Here is a 19358-nt window from a genome sequence, read left to right on the forward strand (position 1 = left end):
CGCGCGCGGGGCAGTTTGGTTGTTTGCTACACTGGCGGCGCGACGCCAGAAAGTTTCGTGTGGTTTTATGTTTTTGTGAGCGGGGTGAGTTCGTCGGGGGTATCCGTGTCCTCGGCGACATAATCCCACCCGACGTTGTTCAATGCCGCCTGCTTGGGGCGCCTGACACAGGAGGTTACTCTTTCAAATGTCAGAGTGATGCTTTCCTCCATGTAGTCGCTTTCGTTGGCGGTGATGGAGATACCGGTCATCAGGCATTTTCTTAATATGTATCCCATGTAGACTTCACGGACCGCCGAGCCTCCATCCGCCCCCGGAATTTGGCGGCAAATATGAACCTCCACCTTGCCCTCAATATATTTGTCCGAGGCAAAATTGCGGCATTCCATGCAAATTTGATGGAGTTTGGGGCTTGTGGCGTCGAGTTGCTTGGAGATGGTTATTTCCCCGGAGGCATCCGCGGCGCGCTGCCCAATTTCCGAGCCTCTTCCTCTGCGCTTGCGGTTTATGGTGTGTTTTATGACTTTCGCCGCCATGTCCAATTTACCTTCGAAAGACATTGAGCGCTCTTTGTTGGAGGAGTTACCCCATTGAGAGTCAGAGAGAGCACCGGGCGTCGCTGCGCCGTGGGCCGAATGGGATCCGGCTGAGGTTTGCGCTGCCGAGGAGGAATCCGAACCATCCTGATCATGGGTGATACTGTCGTCGCCGTGGGCGGTGATTGAAAAATCAATCGACTGAATGGGGATCCATTCCTTCCCATACTCATCGTCCGTGGATTCGGAGTTTTGGATTCCAGGAATTTTTATATAGGCGTAAATTGGCATGTTGAAGAAGGGGGGAGCTCGAGACGACTATCAATAAGAAGTTTATTATTATTTAGAGGCGTTTTTATCTTTTTTTCCGAAGTCATATTCGAACACAGAGGATTCCTCGGGGTGATAATGCTTCATGCTCATTTTTTTGAATGTAATGGTAATTTTTTCCCCGGGTATGTCGCTGGCAGCAAGGTCAATGTCGGTGCTGTAGCTTGTGATGGAGCAATCGCTGAAGGTGTATTCGAGAAAGGTTTGGAATGTGTCGATAATACCGTCTTTGTTCTCGTCAACCCAGCGGCACACATGCAGTTTCATTTCCTGCATTTTATGGGTTTTTGTGTTGTTGCCCTCCTTGCGTTTTTTCGAATGTTTTTTCAGACAGCGGACAAAAAGCTCATTGGAGGCGGCATCGACTGGTTTTGTTATGCTGATGCTGGGGTGCGAATCGTTCAGCGAATAGGAAAATGTATAAATTTCCGACCAGCCTGTGTGCTCCTCCTTCGCTTTTGCCATGCTGCTGCCTATGATATCGCTCAGTTTGTCGGATTGATCGCGGGTCGTATCGAGATTGTAGCTGCCTTCGATATCGTCGCATTTTATATAAGCATCAATGAGAGGCATGGTTCGGATGGTGGAGTTTAGGTTTTAATATGAGGGGTGAAGATGGGAACCAACGCGGGGGAATAAATGATTTTGTGATTACAATGGGCGGGTTTGTTTGTAATCGCCGGTGGCGACTACGAGTGAGGATCTGTCGCTATGCTCGGATCGGATTTCAAAAGAAGGAAATGGCGCGCGGCGGTCATACGCCGCGCGCCGAATCCGGTTGATGGTTATTTCTTGGCGGAGGGGAGCTTGGAGACGAGGCGGAGGGAGACCGTCAGGCCTTCAAGTTGATAGTGCGGGCGCAGGTAGAACTTCGCCGAGTAGTAGCCGGGGTTGCCGGCGACGTCGTCCACCACGACTTCCGCGGCGGCCAGCGGGAAGCGCGCTTTCGCATCCTCGGAGGCGGTCGGGTCGGTGGTGACATACTGGTTGATCCACTTGCCGAGCCAGTTCTTCATGTCCTCCTTTTCCTTGAAGGAGCCGATCTTGTCGCGAACGATGCACTTGAGGTAGTGCGCGAAGCGGCAGGTGGCGAAGAGGTAGGGGAAGCGCGCGGCGAGGTTGGCGTTCGCGGTGGCGTCGGGATCCTCGTATTGCTGCGGTTTGTTGAGCGATTGCGCGCCCACGAACACGGCGTAGTCGGTGTTCTTCCAGTGCGAGAGCGGGAGGAAACCGTTGGCGCCGAGCTCGGCTTCGCGGCGGTCGGTGATGGCTATTTCCGTGGGGCATTTCATGTCCACGCCACCGTCATCCGTCGGGAAGCTGTGCACGGGGAGGCCTTCGACCATGCCGCCGGATTCCGCGCCGCGGATGCGCGAGCACCAGCCGTAGGTCTTGAACGAACGGGTGATGTTCGTGCCCATGGCGTAGGCGGAGTTGGCCCAGACGTATTTGTTGTGGTCGTTGCCGGTGATGTCCTCCTCGAAGGCGAATTCCTCGACGGGGTTGGTCTTCGCGCCGTAGGGGATGCGGGCGAGGAAGCGCGGGAGGGTGAGGCCGAGATACATGGCGTCGTCGGATTCGCGGAGCGAGCGCCACGAGGCGTATTCCGGTGTCTGGAATATCTTCGTGAGGTCGCGCGGATCGCTAAGTTCGCGCCAGGACTCCATGTTCAGGAGCGTGGGTGCGGCGGCGGCAAAGAAGGGCGCGTGCGCGGCGGCGGCGATCTGCGCCATGCCTTGGAGCATTTCGATGTCCGGGGGCGAGTGGTCGAAGTAGTAGTCGCCGATGAGCGCGCCGTAGGGCTGGCCGCCGGGCATGCCGAATTCCTCCTCGTAGATTTTCTTGAAGAGGGGGCTTTGGTCCCAGGCGGTGCCCTTGAACTTCTTGAGCGTCTTGGCGACGTCCTTTTTCGAGATGTTGAGGACGCGGATTTTCAGATACTCGTCGGTCTCGGTGTTGTTGACGAGGTGCGAGAGGCCGCGCCAGGCGCCTTCGAGTTTGGTGAAGTCCTCATGGTGGATGATGAGGTTGATTTGCTCGGTGAGCTTTTTGTCGATCTCGGCGATGATGGCCTCGATGGTGTTGATGGCGTTGTCCGAGATGAGGGTGGTGGCGGAGAGGGCCTGCTGCGCGAGGGTTTGCACGGCGGCCTCGACCGCGGTTTTCGCCTCGTCGGTCTTGGGTTTGAACTGCTTGTTGAGCAGGGATTGGAATTCGCTGTATTCGGCGGTCGCTCCGCCGCCAGCGGCTTGTTGTTGGGCTTCGTCGGCCATGGTTTTGTTTAGTTTAGAGTTTAGGGTTTATGTTTGGAGTTATTTGGCTTCGTCGGCGGGTTTGGCGGCGGCGGAGACGGATTGGAGGAGGGCGGGGTCGTTGAGGAGCTTCGTGATGAGGTCCTCGGCGCCGGTCTTGCCGTCCATGTAGGTGAGGAGGTTCGAGAGTTGCTCGCGGGTGGTGAGGAGCTTGTTGAGGGCGTCCACTTTGCGGGCGACGGCGGCGGGCGAGAAATCGTCCATCGACTCGAAGTTGAGCTCGACGTTGAGGTTGCCTTCGCCGGTGAGGGTGTTGGGCACCTGGAGCGTGACGCGGGGTTTGGCCGCTTTCATGCGCTCGTCGAAATTATCGACATCGATTTCGAGGAACTTGCGGTCCGCTACGGGATCGAGGGGCTCGGCGGGATTGCCCGAGAGGTCGGCCATGACGCCCATGACGAACGGGAGCTGGACTTTTTTCTCGGAGCCATAGAGTTCCACATCATATTCGATCTGGACTCGGGGGGCGCGATTGCGCGCGATGAACTTCTGACTGCTTGCTTTTGCCATGTTGTTTTAGGGGGGTTGGTTGTTGTTGTGGTTGGTTAGTTGTTTGTTGGTTTTCTAACGAGTTGTTTTAAGGCGGTGATTGTGCCCGCCATAAAAGGGATTCGGACTTAGTATTCTTCCTCGGGTGGTTTGGCTCCTGTGATGAGGGTTACGCGGTCCATGGCGTCGGGGGTCATGTCCTTGATAATTTCCATAAAGCTCATGGGGACAAGCCGTTTTACGCGTTCGAGCATGAGGGGGATGGGGCTCGCGGGTTCGTTTTGCGCGTAGTAGCGGATGATGAGGTCGAGGGTGCGGACAACGTCCTCGCGCGAGGAAATGCCGCCGGGCGCCGAGGCGCGGGCGGGGGCGCCGCCGGCGGAAACGGGCGCGGCGGAGTCGTTCGATTCGGCGGGCGCGCCGGCGCCGCCTTGGTGCGCTTCGATGGTGTTTTTGATGCGCTGGAGGTCGGCGATGAGGATTTCGTAGTTGGGCCAGGCGGAGGCGGAGAGGGTGTCGGTGAAGTAGCTGTTGATCGCTTGGGCGCAATCGAGCGCGGTGGCGACGTTTTCGAGGGTCGCCGAGACAAAATCGCCCGGGCTTTCGCTGAACGCGCCGTCGATGATGGCGGTGGAGGGCGCGGGGTTGCCGTCGAGCATGGGGACGTTGTCGCGCGCGGCGAGGATGGCGTCGAGGCCCCAGTTGCCGGCTTGCACGGACTTGGTGAGGGGGGTGGTGCGGAGGACGGCGATCGTTTTGTAGGGGTCGCCCGCGGTGCCGACGGGAGCGCCGAGGATGTTGAGGGCGTTGACGCGTTCCTGCGGGTCGTTGTTGTCGTCGGGATCAAGGCGCGGATAGATGCCGTCCCATGTGTTTTCGAGGTAGTTGCGGATGATCTGGAGGCCGGCGGCAAAACCTTCCCAACCTTTGAGGCGGAGGAGGACGTTGGCGTAGGCAGCGGCGACGCGGAGGTCCTTGGCCTGGGTGAGGAGCTCCTCGCATTTTTCGCGGACAGCGCGCCAGTCGGCCTCCTCGGCGGGGGCAAACTGGGTTTCGGGTTTGCCGGCGATGAGGCGGTCGAGCTCGTAAATGGCGCCGCTGGCGGAGAGATCGGCGCCGGCGGGATCGTCGCCGGGGATGGGGGACAGGTATTTGTCGATGTTCATGTGTGTGAAGTTTAGCGTTTAGGGTTTAGAGTTTGGCGTTGGATTAAAAGTTGGCGGTGATCTTGGGGGCTTCGGTTGACGGTGTGCTGGCGAGGATGGTGTCAGGTTCAATGAGGCCGCGGAGGGTGGCGCCGGGGATCGCAGGAGTGCGGAGGGGGCGGAGGAGGACGGACTTGGCGACGGCGACTTCGGTGCGGGTGAGGCCGATGCGTTCGATCGCGGCGAAGAGCGTGCGGAGGCTGCGGACGAATTTTTGAGAGACGGCGGCGTCGGCGTTTGTGGCGGCGTTGTCGTCGATGTAGAGATCGAAGCCGACGGGGCCGGGCGTGGCGGTGGTGACGCGGTAGGCGTTGTAGGTGGCGGTGAGCGCGGCGAGGATTTCGGAGGTGCGGGAAACGGGGCGTCCGTCATCGCCGATGGTCATGAAGGTTTCCTGATAGAGGGCGACGGTTTCGCGGGCGCTGGTTTCGGAGATGCGGCCGTCGACGACCTTGCGATGCTCGGGCGAGGGGATTTCGCTGGGGATGATTTGCTGGAAGAGGCCGCGGTAGTGGTGTTGCGAGAGGCGCTCTGAGTCGGTGGCGCCGCGGGCGAAGATGCCGACGTTGTAGAGGTGCTCCTTGGTGGCGCCGGTGATGCGGTTTGCGGCGTCGTTGCTGGCGAGGTAGCCGGCGGTGGCCTTGCGCATGTTTTCCTCGACGGCGGAGAGTTCGAGGGATTTGTCGAATGTGTTGGCGGCGATGTTGACCTGAACGCGCTCGGTGTAGAGATACATCCAGCTGCGGAAATCGCTTGCGTAGAGTTCGCTGAAGATGCTGCCGGCGGGAACAGGGGTGGCGGTGTTGAAGAAGTCGGAGGTAACGCGGTGGGTGGCCGCGTCGTAAAGGGAGGGGAGGTAGGCGTAGGAGTTGATTCCCACCAAGGGCGGATAGAGGGCGCGGCTCTTAATGGCGACGATGTTGACGGAGGGTTCGACGAGGGTGAAGAAGGCTGAGCTGATGGGGGCTCCGTCCATGCCGAGAATGCTGATGCCGCCGCTTTGGTAGAGGGTGCCATTGAGGGTGATGGCGAGCGCGATGAGGTCGACTTGGTGCGAGGCGGAAATGTCGGGGACGGTGGCGAGGCCGTTCCATGCGCGGATGTAAATGTCGCCCGCGGTGGGGGAGGCGGCGCCGTTGTCGGGGTCGTATGAGAGGAGGGTGTTGTATTTGGAGATGGTGATGTCGCCGTTGAGGGTCTCGATGTGGATGCCGTTGCCGCCGACGGCGAAGATGGTGGCCCAGTCGGCGTGATCGGTGCGGGTGTTTTCGATGGTGATGGAGCTGCCGTTGCCGGTGGCGAGGAGCGTGCCGGAGAGGCGCATGGCGGCGCCGTCGTCGAAGTGGTAATACTGGTTGCCCGTGGTGGTGACGCCGGAGAGGTGGATGTCGCCTGCGTTGAGGATGTTGATTTGCGGGAGCGCGAGGTCGATGCCGAGGGAGGCGGCGCGTCCCTGTCCGTCGATGTAAAGGCTGCCGCCGCCGGCGTCGAAGGTGGTGTCTGCTGCGAGGGTGAGCCCGCCGGTGGAGGTGACGGTGGCGTTGTTGGTTTGGATGCCGCCGGTGTGGACGGTGGTCATGCCGGTGGTGCCGCTGGGGTTGTGGGTGTCGAAGCTGATGGTCGCTCCGTTGTCGGTGGCGCGAAGGAGGGAGGTGATGTTGATGTCACCGCCGTCGGTGTTGTAGGTTTGCACGCCGGTGGTTTCGATGCCGCCGTTGATGTCAATGGCTCCGGCTCCGGCGATGTTGATTGTGGCGAGGGGATTGCCCGCGCCGCCGAGGGCCGCGTTGAGGGTGACGCCTGCGCCCGCGCCTTGAATGTCGATGCCGACGGGTGCGGAGATGCGTCCGGTTTCGTCGAGGAGCATGCCGCCTTGAACGAGGAGCGTGGTGCCGGGGACGACGAGGGCCGCGCCCGCATCGACGACGGTGGTGCCGGTGGCCGTGGCGGAGGTGGTGGAGAAGCGCATCGCGGCCCCGGAGCCGATGGCGAGGGTGCCGGTGACGTTGATGTTGCCGCTTTCGGTGACGTGGGTTTGGTCGCCGCCGCTGGTGGCGTTGTGGAGTGTGATCGCGCCGGTGCCCGTGGTGGTGAGCGCGATTTCGCCCGAGGGCGTGGTGATGAGATTGGTGAGGATGATGCTGCCGCCGTCGGTGGTGTTAATTAAAACGTTGCCGGTGGCGGAGGCGAGGTTGCCCGCGAGGGCGATGTCGTTTGCGGCGGTGAGGTTGATGTGTTTCGCGGCGGTGAGCGTGTTGGCCGCGCTGTCCGTGGTGATGGATCCGGCGGTGGCGGTGATGACGTTTGCGGCCTCGAGCGCGCCCTGGCCGGTGAGGAGCACGGCGTCGGTGACGTTGATGAGGATGTCTCCGGTGGAGGCGTTGGTGGTCTTGATGAGGCCGGTGCCGGTGAGGGTGGTGGCGGTGTAGGTTTGGGCGGAGGTCGTGGTGACGTTATCGATGGTGATGCCGTCGGCGGTTGCCGCGAGGCCGGCGTTGGCGGAGGTGATTTGCGCGGTGGAGAGAATGTCGCCACCGGCGCTGGCGAGGGTGATGGCGTTGCCGGCGTTGACTGCCCCGTGCAGTTCCATCCCGGCGTCGGCGACGATGGAGAGCGTGCTGGCGGCGGTGAGGGTGTTGCTGACGGTGGTGGCGAGGAGACTGCCTTTCGCGGTGGCGTCTAAAGTGTCGGCGGAGATGATCGAGCCGGCGTCGGTGAAGGTGATGTCCGCGCCGGTGGCGGTGAGGGCGATGGAGCCCCTGGCGGGGTTGGTGGTGCGAAGGGTGCCGGTGATTAGGAGGCTGGAGCCGGTGAGGGCGAGGGTGCCGCCGGTGATGACGGAGTGGAGAGTGAGGAGGCCGCCGGCGTCGGCAAGGAGGGAGCCGGAGCCGGTGTTGATGAGGTCGGTGAGGGTGATGTCGAGGGCGGCGGCGTAGGATTGGTCGCCGTTGGAGGTGGCGGTGATGTGCAGGAGGGAAATGTTGCCGGCGGTGGAGGTCATCGTGATCGCGCCGTGGCCGGCGTTGGCGGCGGTGATGTCTCCTTGGATTGTGATGTCGTTGTTGGTGGCGATGGTGATGTCGCGTCCGGCGGCGAGGGTGTTGGTCGCGCCGTCGGTGGTGAATGTGTCGGCGGCGATATTGATGTCGCGGGCGGAGTCGATGGCTCCGGCGTCGGTGATGAGGATTGCGTCGCCCGCGCTCATGATAATGTCGCCGGTGGCGGCGTCGGTGGTCTTGAGGAGGCCGGTGCCGGTGATTGTTGTCGCGGCGGTGTGGCGCTGGGTGCCCGTGGTGGTGAGATCCCCAACGGTAATCGCGCCGGCGGCGGCGGTGATGACCGCGGAGGTGCCGCTGGCGGACGAATCGAGCGTGATGTCGCCCGCCGTGGAGACGAGTGTGAGGACGCCGGTAGTCGAGGCGAGGGTGCCGCCGAGGACGATGTCGTTGGTTGTCCCGATGTTGATGTCGCCGGCGGCGGTGATTGTGTTGTCGGCGGTGGCGGTTGTGAAGGAGTCGGCGGTGGCTGTGAGTTTGCCGGCGGAGTCGATGAGGCCGTTGGTGGTGGCGGTGTGGATGAGGGCGACGGTTTGGGTGGCGTTCAGGAGGATGTCGCCGTTGGTGGTGCGGAGCGTGCCTCCGACAACGATGCCCGCCTGCGATTGCGATGTGTATTTCTGCGAGCCGGTGGAGGTGAAGAGTCCATCGAGCCGGGTTTCCTCGGTGGTGGCGTAGATGTGGGTGATGTCGATGGCGCCGGAGGCGTTGACGCGCGTGCCGGCGTCGGCGGTGAAACCGCCCGCGCCGACGTTGAAATCACCGGCGGAGTCAACGGCGGACTGGCCGAGCATGCGGGCGAATCCGGAGTTGTTGGAAAGCATGATCGCGCTTCCGTTGGCGAGCGTCTTGAGCGTGCCCGTGATATTGGTGTGGTAACCGGTGTGGGTTTGGGCGCCGCCTGTGACGACTTCGCCGGCGATGGTGATCATGCTGGCGGGGTTGGTGGCGTTGGCATTGACAACAAGGCCGTCGGTTCCGGCGGTGTTGGAGGCGACGAGGGCGTTGAGTGTGATGCTGCCGTTTTGGGAGGCGAGGCGGACGCCGCCCGCGGAGGAGTCGAGCGCGCCGTTGAGCGTGAGGTTGTTTGTGGCGCGAATATCGACGGCTCCGGCGGCGGTGATGGTGTTGGCCGTGCCCACGGTGGTGAAGGAGTCGGCGGTGGCGGTGAACTTGGCGGCGGAGTCAACGCGGCCTTCGTCGCCGGTGAGGAGGAGCGCGCCGGTGGTGCTGATGACGATGTCGCTGCCGGCGTTTGTGGATTGGAGGAGGCCGGTGCCGGTGAAGTTGCTGCTGGTGTAAGATTGCGCGCCGCCGGTGGTGACGTTGCGCAGGGTCATATCGCGGGCGGCGGTGGCGGAGAACGATCCGGCGGCGGTGATGGCGGCGGTGGATGCGATGCTGTCGCTGGAGACGAGGGTGATGTTGCCGGTCGTGGATGCGAGGTCGCCGTTGAGCACGATGCCCTCGGTCGCCACGGTGGTGATGTTGATGTCGCCCTTCGCCGTGATGGTGTTGGTGGATGAGGTGGTGCGAAGACTGCGGGTGTTGTTGATCGTGAGCGCGCCGTCGGAGTTGATTTTTCCAGTCCCGCTGATAGATGCGCCGTTGGTTGCCTGAATCGTGATGTCGCCGTCATCAAGTGTGGTGAGGAGGGCGTTGAGGAGGAACTGGCTGCCGGCTTGCAATGCGATGGAGCCGTTGGCGGAGGTAACGGCTCCGCCGAGGCTGATGTGGGAGCTTGTGGCGGTGATTGAAATGTCGCCTTGCGCCGCGATGTCCCGGCTGCTCGTAAAATAGCTCGCGGTTGCCGTGAACAGGCCGGCGACTGAAATGGAGCCGGGATTGATCAATCGAATATGCCCGGTCGCGTTCATGGTGATGTCGCCGTTGCCGGTGGTGATGTCAACGGGGGCGACGATGCTGCTGCTGGAGATCAGCGTGATATTGCCGCCGGTGGATGCGAGGTCGCCGGCGAACTTGATGCCGCCGGTCGCGCCCGTGGCGGTGATGTTTATGCCACCGCCGGCGTCGATGGTGTTGGCGGTGTTTTCGGAGAGGAAGGCGGCGGAGGTGGCGGTGAACGCGCCGGCGGAGTCAACGCGGCCTTCGTCGCCGGTGAGGAGGATCGCGCCGGTGGTGCTGATGACGATGTCGCTTTGGCTGGCGAAGGTGCTGCGCAGAAGGCCGGTGCCGGTGAAACTGCCGCCGGCGTAGGATTGCGTGCCGCCGGTCAGGACGTCGCCGACGGTGATCGCACCCGAGCCGGTGTTGATTGTGACGACGGAGGTGGCGGCGGTGAGTTGCGCGTTGGCCGTGAGGTTGCCGCCGCCGGTGTTGAGGCTGATGTTGTCGGCGAGGGCGGTGAGCGCGCCGTTGAGGGTGATGGCGTCGCCGGTGGCGGCGGTGGCGCTGACGGAGATGGAGTCGCCGGCGGTGATGGTGTTGGCCGTGCCCGCGGTGGTGAAGGAGTCGGCGGTGGCGGTGAACGCGGCGGCGGAGTCAACGCGGCCTTCGTCGCCGGTGAGGAGGAGCGCGCCGGTGGTGCTGATGACGATGTCGCTGCCGGCGTTTGTGGATTGGAGGAGGCCGGTGCCGGTGAAGTTGCTGCTGGTGTATGATTGCGCGCCGCCGGTGGTGACGTTGCGCAGGGTCATATCGCGGGCGGCGGTGGCGGAGAACGATCCGGCGGCGGTGATGGCGGCGGTGGATGCGATGCTGTCGCTGGAGACGAGGGTGATGTTGCCGGTCGTGGATGCGAGGTCGCCGTTGAGCACGATGCCCTCGGTCGCCACGGTGTTGATGTTGATGTCGCCCTTCGCCGTGATGGTGTTGGTGGATGAGGTGGTGCGAAGACTGCGGGTGTTGTTGATCGTGAGCGCGCCGCCGGAGTTGATTTTCCCGGTCCCGCTGATGGATGCGCCGTTGGTTGCCTGAATCGTGATGTCGCCGTCATCAAGCGTGGTGAGGAGGGCGTTGAGGAGGAACTGGCTGCCGGCTTGCAATGCGATGGAGCCGTTGGCGGAGGTAACGGCTCCGCCGAGGCTGATGTGGGAGCTTGTGGCGGTGATTGAAATGTCGCCTTGCGCCGCGATGTCCCGGCTGCTCGTAAAATAGCTCGCGGTTGCCGTGAACAGGCCGGCGACTGAAATGGAGCCGGGATTGATCAATCGAATATGCCCGGTCGCGTTCATGGTGATGTCGCCGTTGCCGGTGGTGATGTCAACGGGGGCGACGATGCTGCTGCTGGAGATCAGCGTGATATTGCCGCCGGTGGATGCGAGGTCGCCGGCGAACTTGATGCCGCCGGTCGCGCCCGTGGCGGTGATGTTTATGCCACCGCCGGCGTCGATGGTGTTGGCGGTGTTTTCGGAGAGGAAGGCGGCGGAGGTGGCGGTGAACGCGCCGGCGGCGTCGATGAGGCCGTTTGTGGTGTCAGTGTGCACCATGATGGTGCTGCCGGTGGCGACGAGGGTGATGTCGCCGGCGGTGGCGCCGGTGGTTCCGAGTGTGCCGGTGATATAGATGTTGGAGCCGGTGAAGCTGAGGGAGTTGTCGGCGATGATGGTGGAGAGCGTGAGGTCTTCGCCGGTGTTTGCGGAGATGGCGCCGGTGCCGGCGTTGAGGATGTCGGTGAGGAGGATGCTGCCTGCGGCGGTGTAGGTTTGGTTGCCGTTGGAGGTGGCGGTGACGTTGAGGAGCGAGATGCCGCCGAGGGTCGATGTGAGGGTGATCGCGCCGCTTGCGCCGGGAGCGTTGGCGGCGGTGAGGTCGCCGCGCAGGAAAATGTCGCCGTTGTTTGTGGCGAGGGTGATGTCGCGGGCGCCGGCGATGGTGTTGGAGGAGGAGGAGGTGGTGATGCCGTTTTGGGCGCTGGCGGTGATGGAGCCGGCGGAGTCGATGGCGCCGTTGTCGCCGGTGAGGGTGATGTCGCCGTCGGTGTTGAGGGTGATGTTGCCGGTGTCGGTTGTTTTGAGGCGGCCGGTGCCGGTGATGCCATACCATGCGTAGTGGCTTTGCTCGCCGCCGGTGGTGATGTCGCCGACGAGTATGGCGCCGTCGCCGGCGGTGATGGTGATGCCGTGGGTGCCGGAGGTGGCGGAGGTGATGGGGGCGTTGGCGGTGATGCCGCCCACGGATTCGAGGGTGATGCCGCCGGTGGTGGAAGAAACGGCTCCATTGAGCGTGATGCCGGAGCCGAAGCCGCCGGCGGTGACGGCTATGGGGCCGGCCGTGGTGATGGTGTTGGCCGTGCCCGCGGTGGCGAAGTTGCCCGCGGTGACGTTGACGGTGAACGCGGCGGCGGAGTCGATGGCACCGGCGGCGCCGGTGATGAGGGTCGCGCCGGTGGTGTTGATATGGATGTTGCCTTCGTTGGAGTCGGTTGTTTTGAGGATGCCGGTGCCGGTGAAAGCGCCTGCGGTGTAGGCTTGGGTTCCGCCGGTCAGGACATCGCCGACGGTGATCGCGCCCGCGCCGGCGTCGAGTTCGATGGCGGAGGAGGCAGCGGCGAGACCGGCGTTGGCGGTGATGTTACCGCCGGCGGTGACGAGGTTGATGTTGTCGTTGATGGCGGTGAGCGCGCCGTTGAGGGTGATGGCGTTGCCGGCGGCTGCGGTGGCGGTGATGTTTATGCCACCGTCGGCGGTGATGGTGTTGGCGGTTCCGGCGGTGGCGAGGGTGAGGGTGTCAATGTAAACAGCTCCGTCGGCGTTGATGAGGGCGTCACCGTTGATGAGGGCGTCGTTGAGGGAGAGGAGGCGGATGTCGCCGTCGCCGCCGGTCGCGGTGGTGAGGGTGCCGGTGATTGTGATGCCGCCGGCGCCGTGCATGGTTTCGTAAACCTGACTGCCGGAGGTGGTGACGCTGGCGTTGACGGTGGTGTTGCCGTAGGAGTCGAGGAGGAGGGAGCCGGCGGTGGAGCGGATGTCGCCTGCGAGGGTGATGCCGCCGGCGGTGGTGGCGGTGATGGCGATATCGCCGGCGGAGGTGATGGTGTTGGCGCTATCCTCGGAGAGGAATGCGGCGGAGGTGGCGGAGAACGCCCCGGCGATGTCGATGAGGCCGTTTGTGGTGTCAGTGTGCACCATGATGGTGCTACCAGTGCCGACGAGGGTGATGTCGCCATCGGCTGCGTTGGTGGTGGCGAGGGTGTTGGTGACGTAGATGTTGGAGCCGGAGAAGGCGAGGGACTTGCCGGCGGTGATGACCTTGATGGTGAGATTGCCGGTTGCGTTGGCTGAGACGCCGCCCGTGCCGGTGTTGATGACGGAGGGCAGGATGATATTACCGCCGGCGGAGTAAGTTTGGTCGCCATTGGAGGTGGCGGTGGTGTTGTCGCGGAAGGTGATGTTGCCGGTGGAGGAGGTCAGGGTGATGCCGCCGTTGACGGATGTGATGTCGCGGGAGAGGATAATGTTGTCGAGGGCGCCAATGGTGATGTCGCCGCCGGCGATTGTGGCATTCCAGAGGGAGATGGAGCCGTTGGTGCTGGTGACCGTCAGAGAGCCGGCCGCGTCGATGGCGCAGGGGGAGGCGGTGAGCTGCACCTTGTCCCGGCTGTTGATGGTGATGTCGCCTCCGGTCGGGTCGGTGGTTTTGAGGAGGCCGTTGCTAGTGAAGGTGCCTCCGGTGTAGTAGGTTTGCGCGCCGACGCTTGTCACGTTGCCAGTCGAGAGGTTGCCGTTGGAGGAGGTGAGGGTGATGGCGCCGGCGGTGGATACAATGCCGTCCCTGATATAGAGGTTGCTGCCGGAGGTGACGCTGATATCGCCGGTGGCGGTGAGAATGTCGTCGACTGTGTTAACTTGAAAGAAGGTAGTGTCGCCGCTGGCGTTGAAAGACATGTCACCACCGGAGAAGCTGGTTCCGAAGAATAGGATGTCACCGGCAGTGGCCGTGATCGCGATGTTGTCGGCTGCGGTAATGTCTACATACGAGCTCCCATTATTATAACCGAAGTTGGCGGCGGTGGCGGAGAATGAGCCGTCGGAATCGACGCCGCCGTATCCAGACATATAATAGGTGAGATAGATCGCGTCCCTGGCGATAACCACGACATCCCCGCCGGAAGTGGTCCGGAAGATGCCGCTGATCTTAACATCGCCGGCTGTGGCAGTGTGGGTTTGCGTGCCGGCGGTGGTGACGTCGCCAAGGATGATGGAACCGGCGGTGATGCTGGCGGAAGCGGCGGTGATGGAGTTGTCGGAGACGGCGGCGATGAAGGCGCCGGAGGCGGAGGCGGTGAAGGCGGCGGCGGAGTTGATGAGGCCGTCGGTTGTGGCAGTGTGGACAAGTGTGATGGTGCCGGTGGCGTTGAGGGTAATGTCGCCATCGGCGGCGTTGGTAGTGGCGAGGGTGTTGGTGACGTAGATGTTGGAGCCGGAGAAGGAGAAGGACTTGCCGGAGGTGATGGCCTCGAGGGTGAGGTCGCCGGAAGTAGCGGCGGAGATGCTGCCCGTGCCGGTGTTGATGACGGAGGGCAATAGGAGGGAGCCTCCGGCGGAGTAGGCTTGGTCGCCGTTGGAGGTGGCAGTGATGCCCTTGAGCGAGAGGTTTCCGTTGGTGGAGGTGATGGAGATGCCGCCGGAACCGCCGGTTCCGGCGGTGATGTTGCCGTTGAGGGTGATGGCGTTTTGAGCGTTAATCGTGATGTTGTTGGCGGCGGTGATAGTGTTGTTAAAGGAGATGCCGTCGTTGCGGGAGGCGAAGGTGATGTCGTCGTCGATCGTGACCGCGCCGGCGTAGGTTTGCGCGCCGGTGGTGGCGATGGAGGACGCGGCAATGTTGATACCGTTGTTTCCGGTGACGTTGAGCGAGGTGAGGTTGAGGTTTCCGCCAAGGGAAACCATCTTGCCGCTCAGCGTCAGGTTAACGTTGGTGGATGCGAAAACGCCGGAGAAATTAATGTCGCCGTTGTTGCTGGTGGCGTTGAAGGCGTTGTTCGCGATTTGGAGGGTTCCCGAATAGCTCTGGCTGCCGTTGGTGGTGAAGCTGGTGTTGGAGCCGAGCTTGATGAGCGTGCCGGTGAGGCTGAGGGATTCAAATCCGGTGCCTCCGGTGTTGCCGAGCGCGCCGCCAAAGGAGATTTCCCTGGCGCCGGTGACAGCAAGCGATGCGGTAGTTCCTGTTTTCCGGATGACATCGTTTGCAAAGGAGATCGTGCCCGTGGCGCCCGCGCCGAGCGTGACGTTGCCGCTGAGGAGGACGTTGCTGTTGTAAGTTTGGTTGGAAGCAGTGGTGAGCATCAAATCCCTCAGGGTGATGGTGCCGGAGGCGCCAGTGCCGCCGACGATGCCGGTGGAGCCGGCGGTGCCCGCGCCGCCATCGGAGCCGTCGTCAGCTCTTTTGCCACCGTCGCCACCCATGCCCCGCACTCCCGCGCCGCCGGCGATTCCGGCGCTGTTGGAGACCGTGAGCGCACCACCGCTATCGGCATTTCCGGCAATTGTAATGCTATTGCCCGCGCCGCCAGTGCCGCCATTGCCACCGGCGCCGCCGCCTCCTCCGCCTCCGCCGTCGCCGTCCAGGTAATTAAAACCGGTATGAAAGGTGGAGGCGTCGCCGCCCTTGCCGCCCTTGCCGCCCTTGCCGCCCGTGCCACCCGCGCCGCCGTTGCTGGATAGTGAAAGCGTGCCGCCTATTGAGACGGTTGTCGTTTTGGGAAATAGCAAGGAAACTGAACCGCCACTGCCGCCCTTGCCGCCGTTGCCGCCACCACCGCCACCACCACCGCCGCCGCCGCCCGCGCCGCCGCCCATTGAACCGCCGTTGCCGCCGTTGCCACCATCGCCGCCCTTGCCACCCGCACCGCCGTTGCTTGCCAAAACGATGGGTCCAGCGACTTGCGCAAGCTCGTCAAGCGTCACCGTAATGGAGCCGCCATTGCCACCCGCGCCACCGCGGGTTCCTCCCTTGCCGCCGCTGCCTCCGTTGACCACCCGATTTTCCCCAGTCGCCTTGTTATCGCCTTTGCCCCCTGCTTGACCAGCGGCTCCCACGCCGCCGCCCGAGCCACCGTCGCCGCCCAAATAGGTGCTGCCTCCCGTAGAAGATCCGCCGTTGCCGCCGCCGCCGTTTGGTGATGTGATACTGCTCGTGCCCGCGCCGCCCGCGCCGCCATTGGCGTGGATGTCGATGGTTCCGCCAATGTTGCCAGTGATGGTGACGTCGATTTGGCCGCCATTGCCGCCGGTCCCACCCACGGTGCCGCTGCCGCCGTCGGCGTTGATGGTGACGTCGCTGAAGGACTCGATGCCGGCAATCGTGACGTTGCCGCCGGCTCTGCCCGAATTGGCGGTTCCACTGGTGTTGATGCTGAGTGCAATCGTGTCGGCGCCGCGCAGGGTGCCGGTGGTTGTGAAGCCCCGAACATCGAACAGGCTTCCGCCTGCGCCGATGTTTATCAGGCCCGACCCGGCATGCAGGGAAAGATTCCCGCCGGTGGTAATCGTGGCGTTTAAGTTGATGTTGCTGCCCGCGTGGATTGAAGCACCGCGTTGGGCGGTAATGGTGTTGATGGGGCCCTCAAGGGTAAAATTGCCGGAGGCAGTGGCGGAGAAGATGCCAATGGCATCGATGCGCCCGTTTTCGTTGATGAGGATGTTGCCGTTTTTGGAGATGAGGGTGATGTCGCCATCACTGGCATTGGTGGTCATCAACTGGCCGTCAATGGTGAGGTCGTAATCGACATCCATAAGAATGCTGGTTGCGGAAATACGGGCGCCTGTGGTGATGCTCTGGCTATTGAAGGTGATGCCGACGGCATCCAGAGTGCCGGTGTGGATGATGCTGCCGTTGAGAGCGCTGTAAGCTTGGGTGCCGTCGGGCGAGAAGGCACTGGTCAGGGAGATGCTGCCGGTGGCGGAGGTGATCGCGATGCCTCCTAGGTCGGAGCGAATGTCCTGGGAGAGGGAGATGTCGCTTCCGGCGTTTATGACAAGGTCGCCGTTCACGCCGGTGGTGCGGAGTTGCCCCGAGCCGGTGAAGGCGGCGCCGGCTGCGTAGGTTTGGGATCCGCTGGAAGTGGCGCGATTGATGGTGATGCCGCCGGTGCCGGAGGTAAGCGAAATGCCGCCTTGTTCGGAGATGATGTCCCCGGTGAGAGAGATGTCGTTTTGGGACTCGACGATAATATCGCCGTTCGCGCCGGTGGTGCGGAGTTGCCCCGTGCCAGTGAAGGCGCCGCCAGCGGCGTAGGTTTGGGCGCCGATGGAGGTGACGTCGCCGACGTGGATGCCGCCGGTGCTGGTGGTGAGCGAGACACCGCCCTGGCCGGAAGTGATGATCCCGGAGAGGGAGATGTCGTTTGCGGTGTTGATGGTGATGCCGGCGTCCGCACCGGTGGCTTGGAGTTGTCCGGTGCCGGTGAAGGCGGCGCCAGCGGCGTAGGTTTGGGAGCCTGTGGAGGTGACGTTGCCGACGGTGATGCCACCGGTGCCGGAAGTGAGCGAGATGGCGCCTTGGTCGGAGGTGAGTTTTTTTGTGAGGGAGATGTCGTTTCCGGCGTTGATGGTGATGCCGGCGTCCGCGCCGGTGGTTTGGAGTTGTCCGGTGCCGGTGAAGGCGCCTTTTGCGATGTAGGTTTGCGCGCTCCCCGTGATGACGTCGCCAATGATCATGTCGGAGTCGGAGATTGCGGTGAGGGATCCACTTGCCGCGCTGATGGCGGCGGCGATTGAGAGGCTGGTGCTGGAATCGAGCGTGATGTCGCCGCCGAGCGAGGTGATGTTGCCGTTGAGCGTGATGTCGCCGTTGGTGGCGGTGATGGCGATGCCGCCGTCGGCGTTGATGGTGTTGGCGGCGGTGTTTGTGGCAAAGTTGCCGGACACGGACGAAAAGGCGCCTGCCGTGGTGATCGAGCCCGCGCTTGAGAAAATCGTGTCGGTGACAGCGTTGAGGTTGATGTCACCGGCGTTGGTGTTGGTGATCGCGGCGTTGATATAAATGGCCGCGGCGGAATCGAGAGTGAGGGAGTTGGTGGAGTTATAGGGAAGCGCGTCGGCAACGGTGATGGCGCCGCCGGCGGAGGTTTGGACAGTGATGTTGGCGAGCGCGAGTTGGGCGATCAGGGTTCCGGTGTTGAGAATGTAATCGCCGTCGGCTGAGGGGGCGGTGAAAACGCCGGATGCGTAATTAACGTCGTTCGTGCCATTCGATATGGTGATGTTGTCGGGATCGAGGAGGAGGCTGCCGGTGAGGCCGTTGGCGGAACGCAGGTCGGCGAGGCCGGTGTAGAGGAGGTTTTGCTTGCCGGAGACCTCGGCGAAGCCGCCGTGCGTGAAACCGGTCGCGGAGATATTGCCGTGGAAGCGCGTGGTTTCGTCGGCCCAGACGATCACCTTTCCGCCGGAGCCGCTGGTCGTGGCGTCGGCGCGGATGGCCGCGCCCTCGGCGACGTAGGTGGCGGTGGCGTTGCGGATGTCGGCGCTCGCGCCTTGGAAGTCGCCGCCAATGAGGACTTCGCCGCCTCCGGTCGCGCCGCTCGCGTCGATGACGGAGTTTTCGTCGAGGCCCACATATTGACCGGTGATTTCGACTCGGCCGCCTTCGGTGTCGGTGGAGGCGGCGTCGATGGCACCGCGGTTCCAGACTTCGCCGGAGCCCTGGCCGGCGAGTTCGACGTTGCGCGCCTTGATGACGCCGGAGTTTTGCACGGCGAGCGCGTAGAGGTCGCCGGCGGCGAGCAGGGCGCGGCCGCCATCGGCGTTGATGTTGCCGGCGTTTTCAACACCGGCGGTGGCGGAGGCTGCGTCGGGCGTGGTCTTGGTGGCGTTGACAAAGACGTGCTCGCCGCGGCGGCCGATCAGCACGTCGTCGCCGGCGGCGAGCATCACCAGGCCGGCGGGGGCGTTGAGGTTGCCGGTGTTGCGCACGTTCTGGCCGATGAGGTGGATGGCGCTGGCATTGATTGTGCCCTCGTTGTGCACCTGGCCGGAGAGCCGTTCGAAGTTGTCGCGGCCCGCGAGGAAGTTGGAGTTGGAGAGGTTGCCCGCTGCGGCGTAGAACTGGCCGACGTCGATGGTGGCGTGCTGGCCGAAATAGATGCCGGCGGGGTTCACGAAATAGACGATGCCGTTGGCCTGCAAATTGCCGAGGATCGAGGATGGATCGCCGCCGGTGATGCGGTTCAAGACGCGCGAGGTGTCCGTGGGCTGGACGAACTGCACGGTTTCGTTTCGGTCGATGTTAAACTTGGGATACTCGATGATGGCGTTGTTGCCGGCGGTGATTGTCGTCTTGTTGCCGTTGTAATCGAAGGAGGCCTCGCCCGAGACCACCGTGCCCATGGGCGCGTCGGCGCGAAGGCCGGTCGCGGGAAGGGTGAGGATGGATGCGGAGAGGATGACGCGCAGGGTGAAATCGGCCTCGCGTTTCAGGCGGAGGAGGAGGCGGGAAAGGATTGTGTTGCGCGTGTTCATGGGCGGGGGT

General features: G+C 63.0%; 6 protein-coding genes. All 6 read right to left on the minus strand.

The window, feature by feature from the left end; translation table 11 throughout:
• Nucleotides 1–65 precede the first annotated feature (65 nt).
• Nucleotides 66–827: a type VI secretion system tube protein Hcp gene (locus tag CKA38_RS16840; protein ID WP_108825849.1), complete on the minus strand. Its 762-nt coding sequence runs from the start codon at nt 825–827 to the stop codon at nt 66–68.
• 48 nt (nt 828–875) lie between these two features.
• Nucleotides 876–1439, minus strand: coding sequence for a type VI secretion system tube protein Hcp (locus tag CKA38_RS12920; RefSeq protein ID WP_108825850.1), 564 nt, complete (start codon nt 1437–1439; stop codon nt 876–878).
• A gap of 212 nt (nt 1440–1651) precedes the next feature.
• The gene (gene tssC / locus CKA38_RS12925; protein ID WP_108825851.1) at nt 1652–3139 is read right to left on the minus strand and encodes a type VI secretion system contractile sheath large subunit; all 1488 of its coding nucleotides are present in this window, start codon (nt 3137–3139) and stop codon (nt 1652–1654) included.
• Nucleotides 3140–3178: 39 nt separating this feature from the next.
• Nucleotides 3179–3688, minus strand: coding sequence for a type VI secretion system contractile sheath small subunit (tssB, locus tag CKA38_RS12930; protein ID WP_108825852.1), 510 nt, complete (start codon nt 3686–3688; stop codon nt 3179–3181).
• A gap of 107 nt (nt 3689–3795) precedes the next feature.
• The gene (gene tssA / locus CKA38_RS12935) at nt 3796–4833 is read right to left on the minus strand and encodes a type VI secretion system protein TssA (RefSeq protein WP_108825853.1); all 1038 of its coding nucleotides are present in this window, start codon (nt 4831–4833) and stop codon (nt 3796–3798) included.
• A 43-nt stretch (nt 4834–4876) separates the two neighbouring features.
• A complete protein-coding gene (locus CKA38_RS12940) occupies nt 4877–19348 on the minus strand; it encodes a filamentous hemagglutinin N-terminal domain-containing protein (RefSeq protein WP_108825854.1) in 14472 nt (4823 codons plus the stop codon).
• Nucleotides 19349–19358: the final 10 nt, after the last annotated feature.

Origin of the sequence: Ereboglobus luteus, assembly GCF_003096195.1 — a bacterium.
Classification (GTDB): domain Bacteria; phylum Verrucomicrobiota; class Verrucomicrobiia; order Opitutales; family Opitutaceae; genus Ereboglobus; species Ereboglobus luteus.

Coding starts and splice junctions, on each gene's coding strand:
- CKA38_RS16840 (WP_108825849.1), bottom strand. CDS start 827: ATGCCAATTTACGCCTATATAAAAATTCCTGGAATCCAAAACTCCGAA.
- CKA38_RS12920 (WP_108825850.1), bottom strand. CDS start 1,439: ATGCCTCTCATTGATGCTTATATAAAATGCGACGATATCGAAGGCAGC.
- tssC (WP_108825851.1), bottom strand. CDS start 3,139: ATGGCCGACGAAGCCCAACAACAAGCCGCTGGCGGCGGAGCGACCGCC.
- tssB (WP_108825852.1), bottom strand. CDS start 3,688: ATGGCAAAAGCAAGCAGTCAGAAGTTCATCGCGCGCAATCGCGCCCCC.
- tssA (WP_108825853.1), bottom strand. CDS start 4,833: ATGAACATCGACAAATACCTGTCCCCCATCCCCGGCGACGATCCCGCC.
- CKA38_RS12940 (WP_108825854.1), bottom strand. CDS start 19,348: ATGAACACGCGCAACACAATCCTTTCCCGCCTCCTCCTCCGCCTGAAA.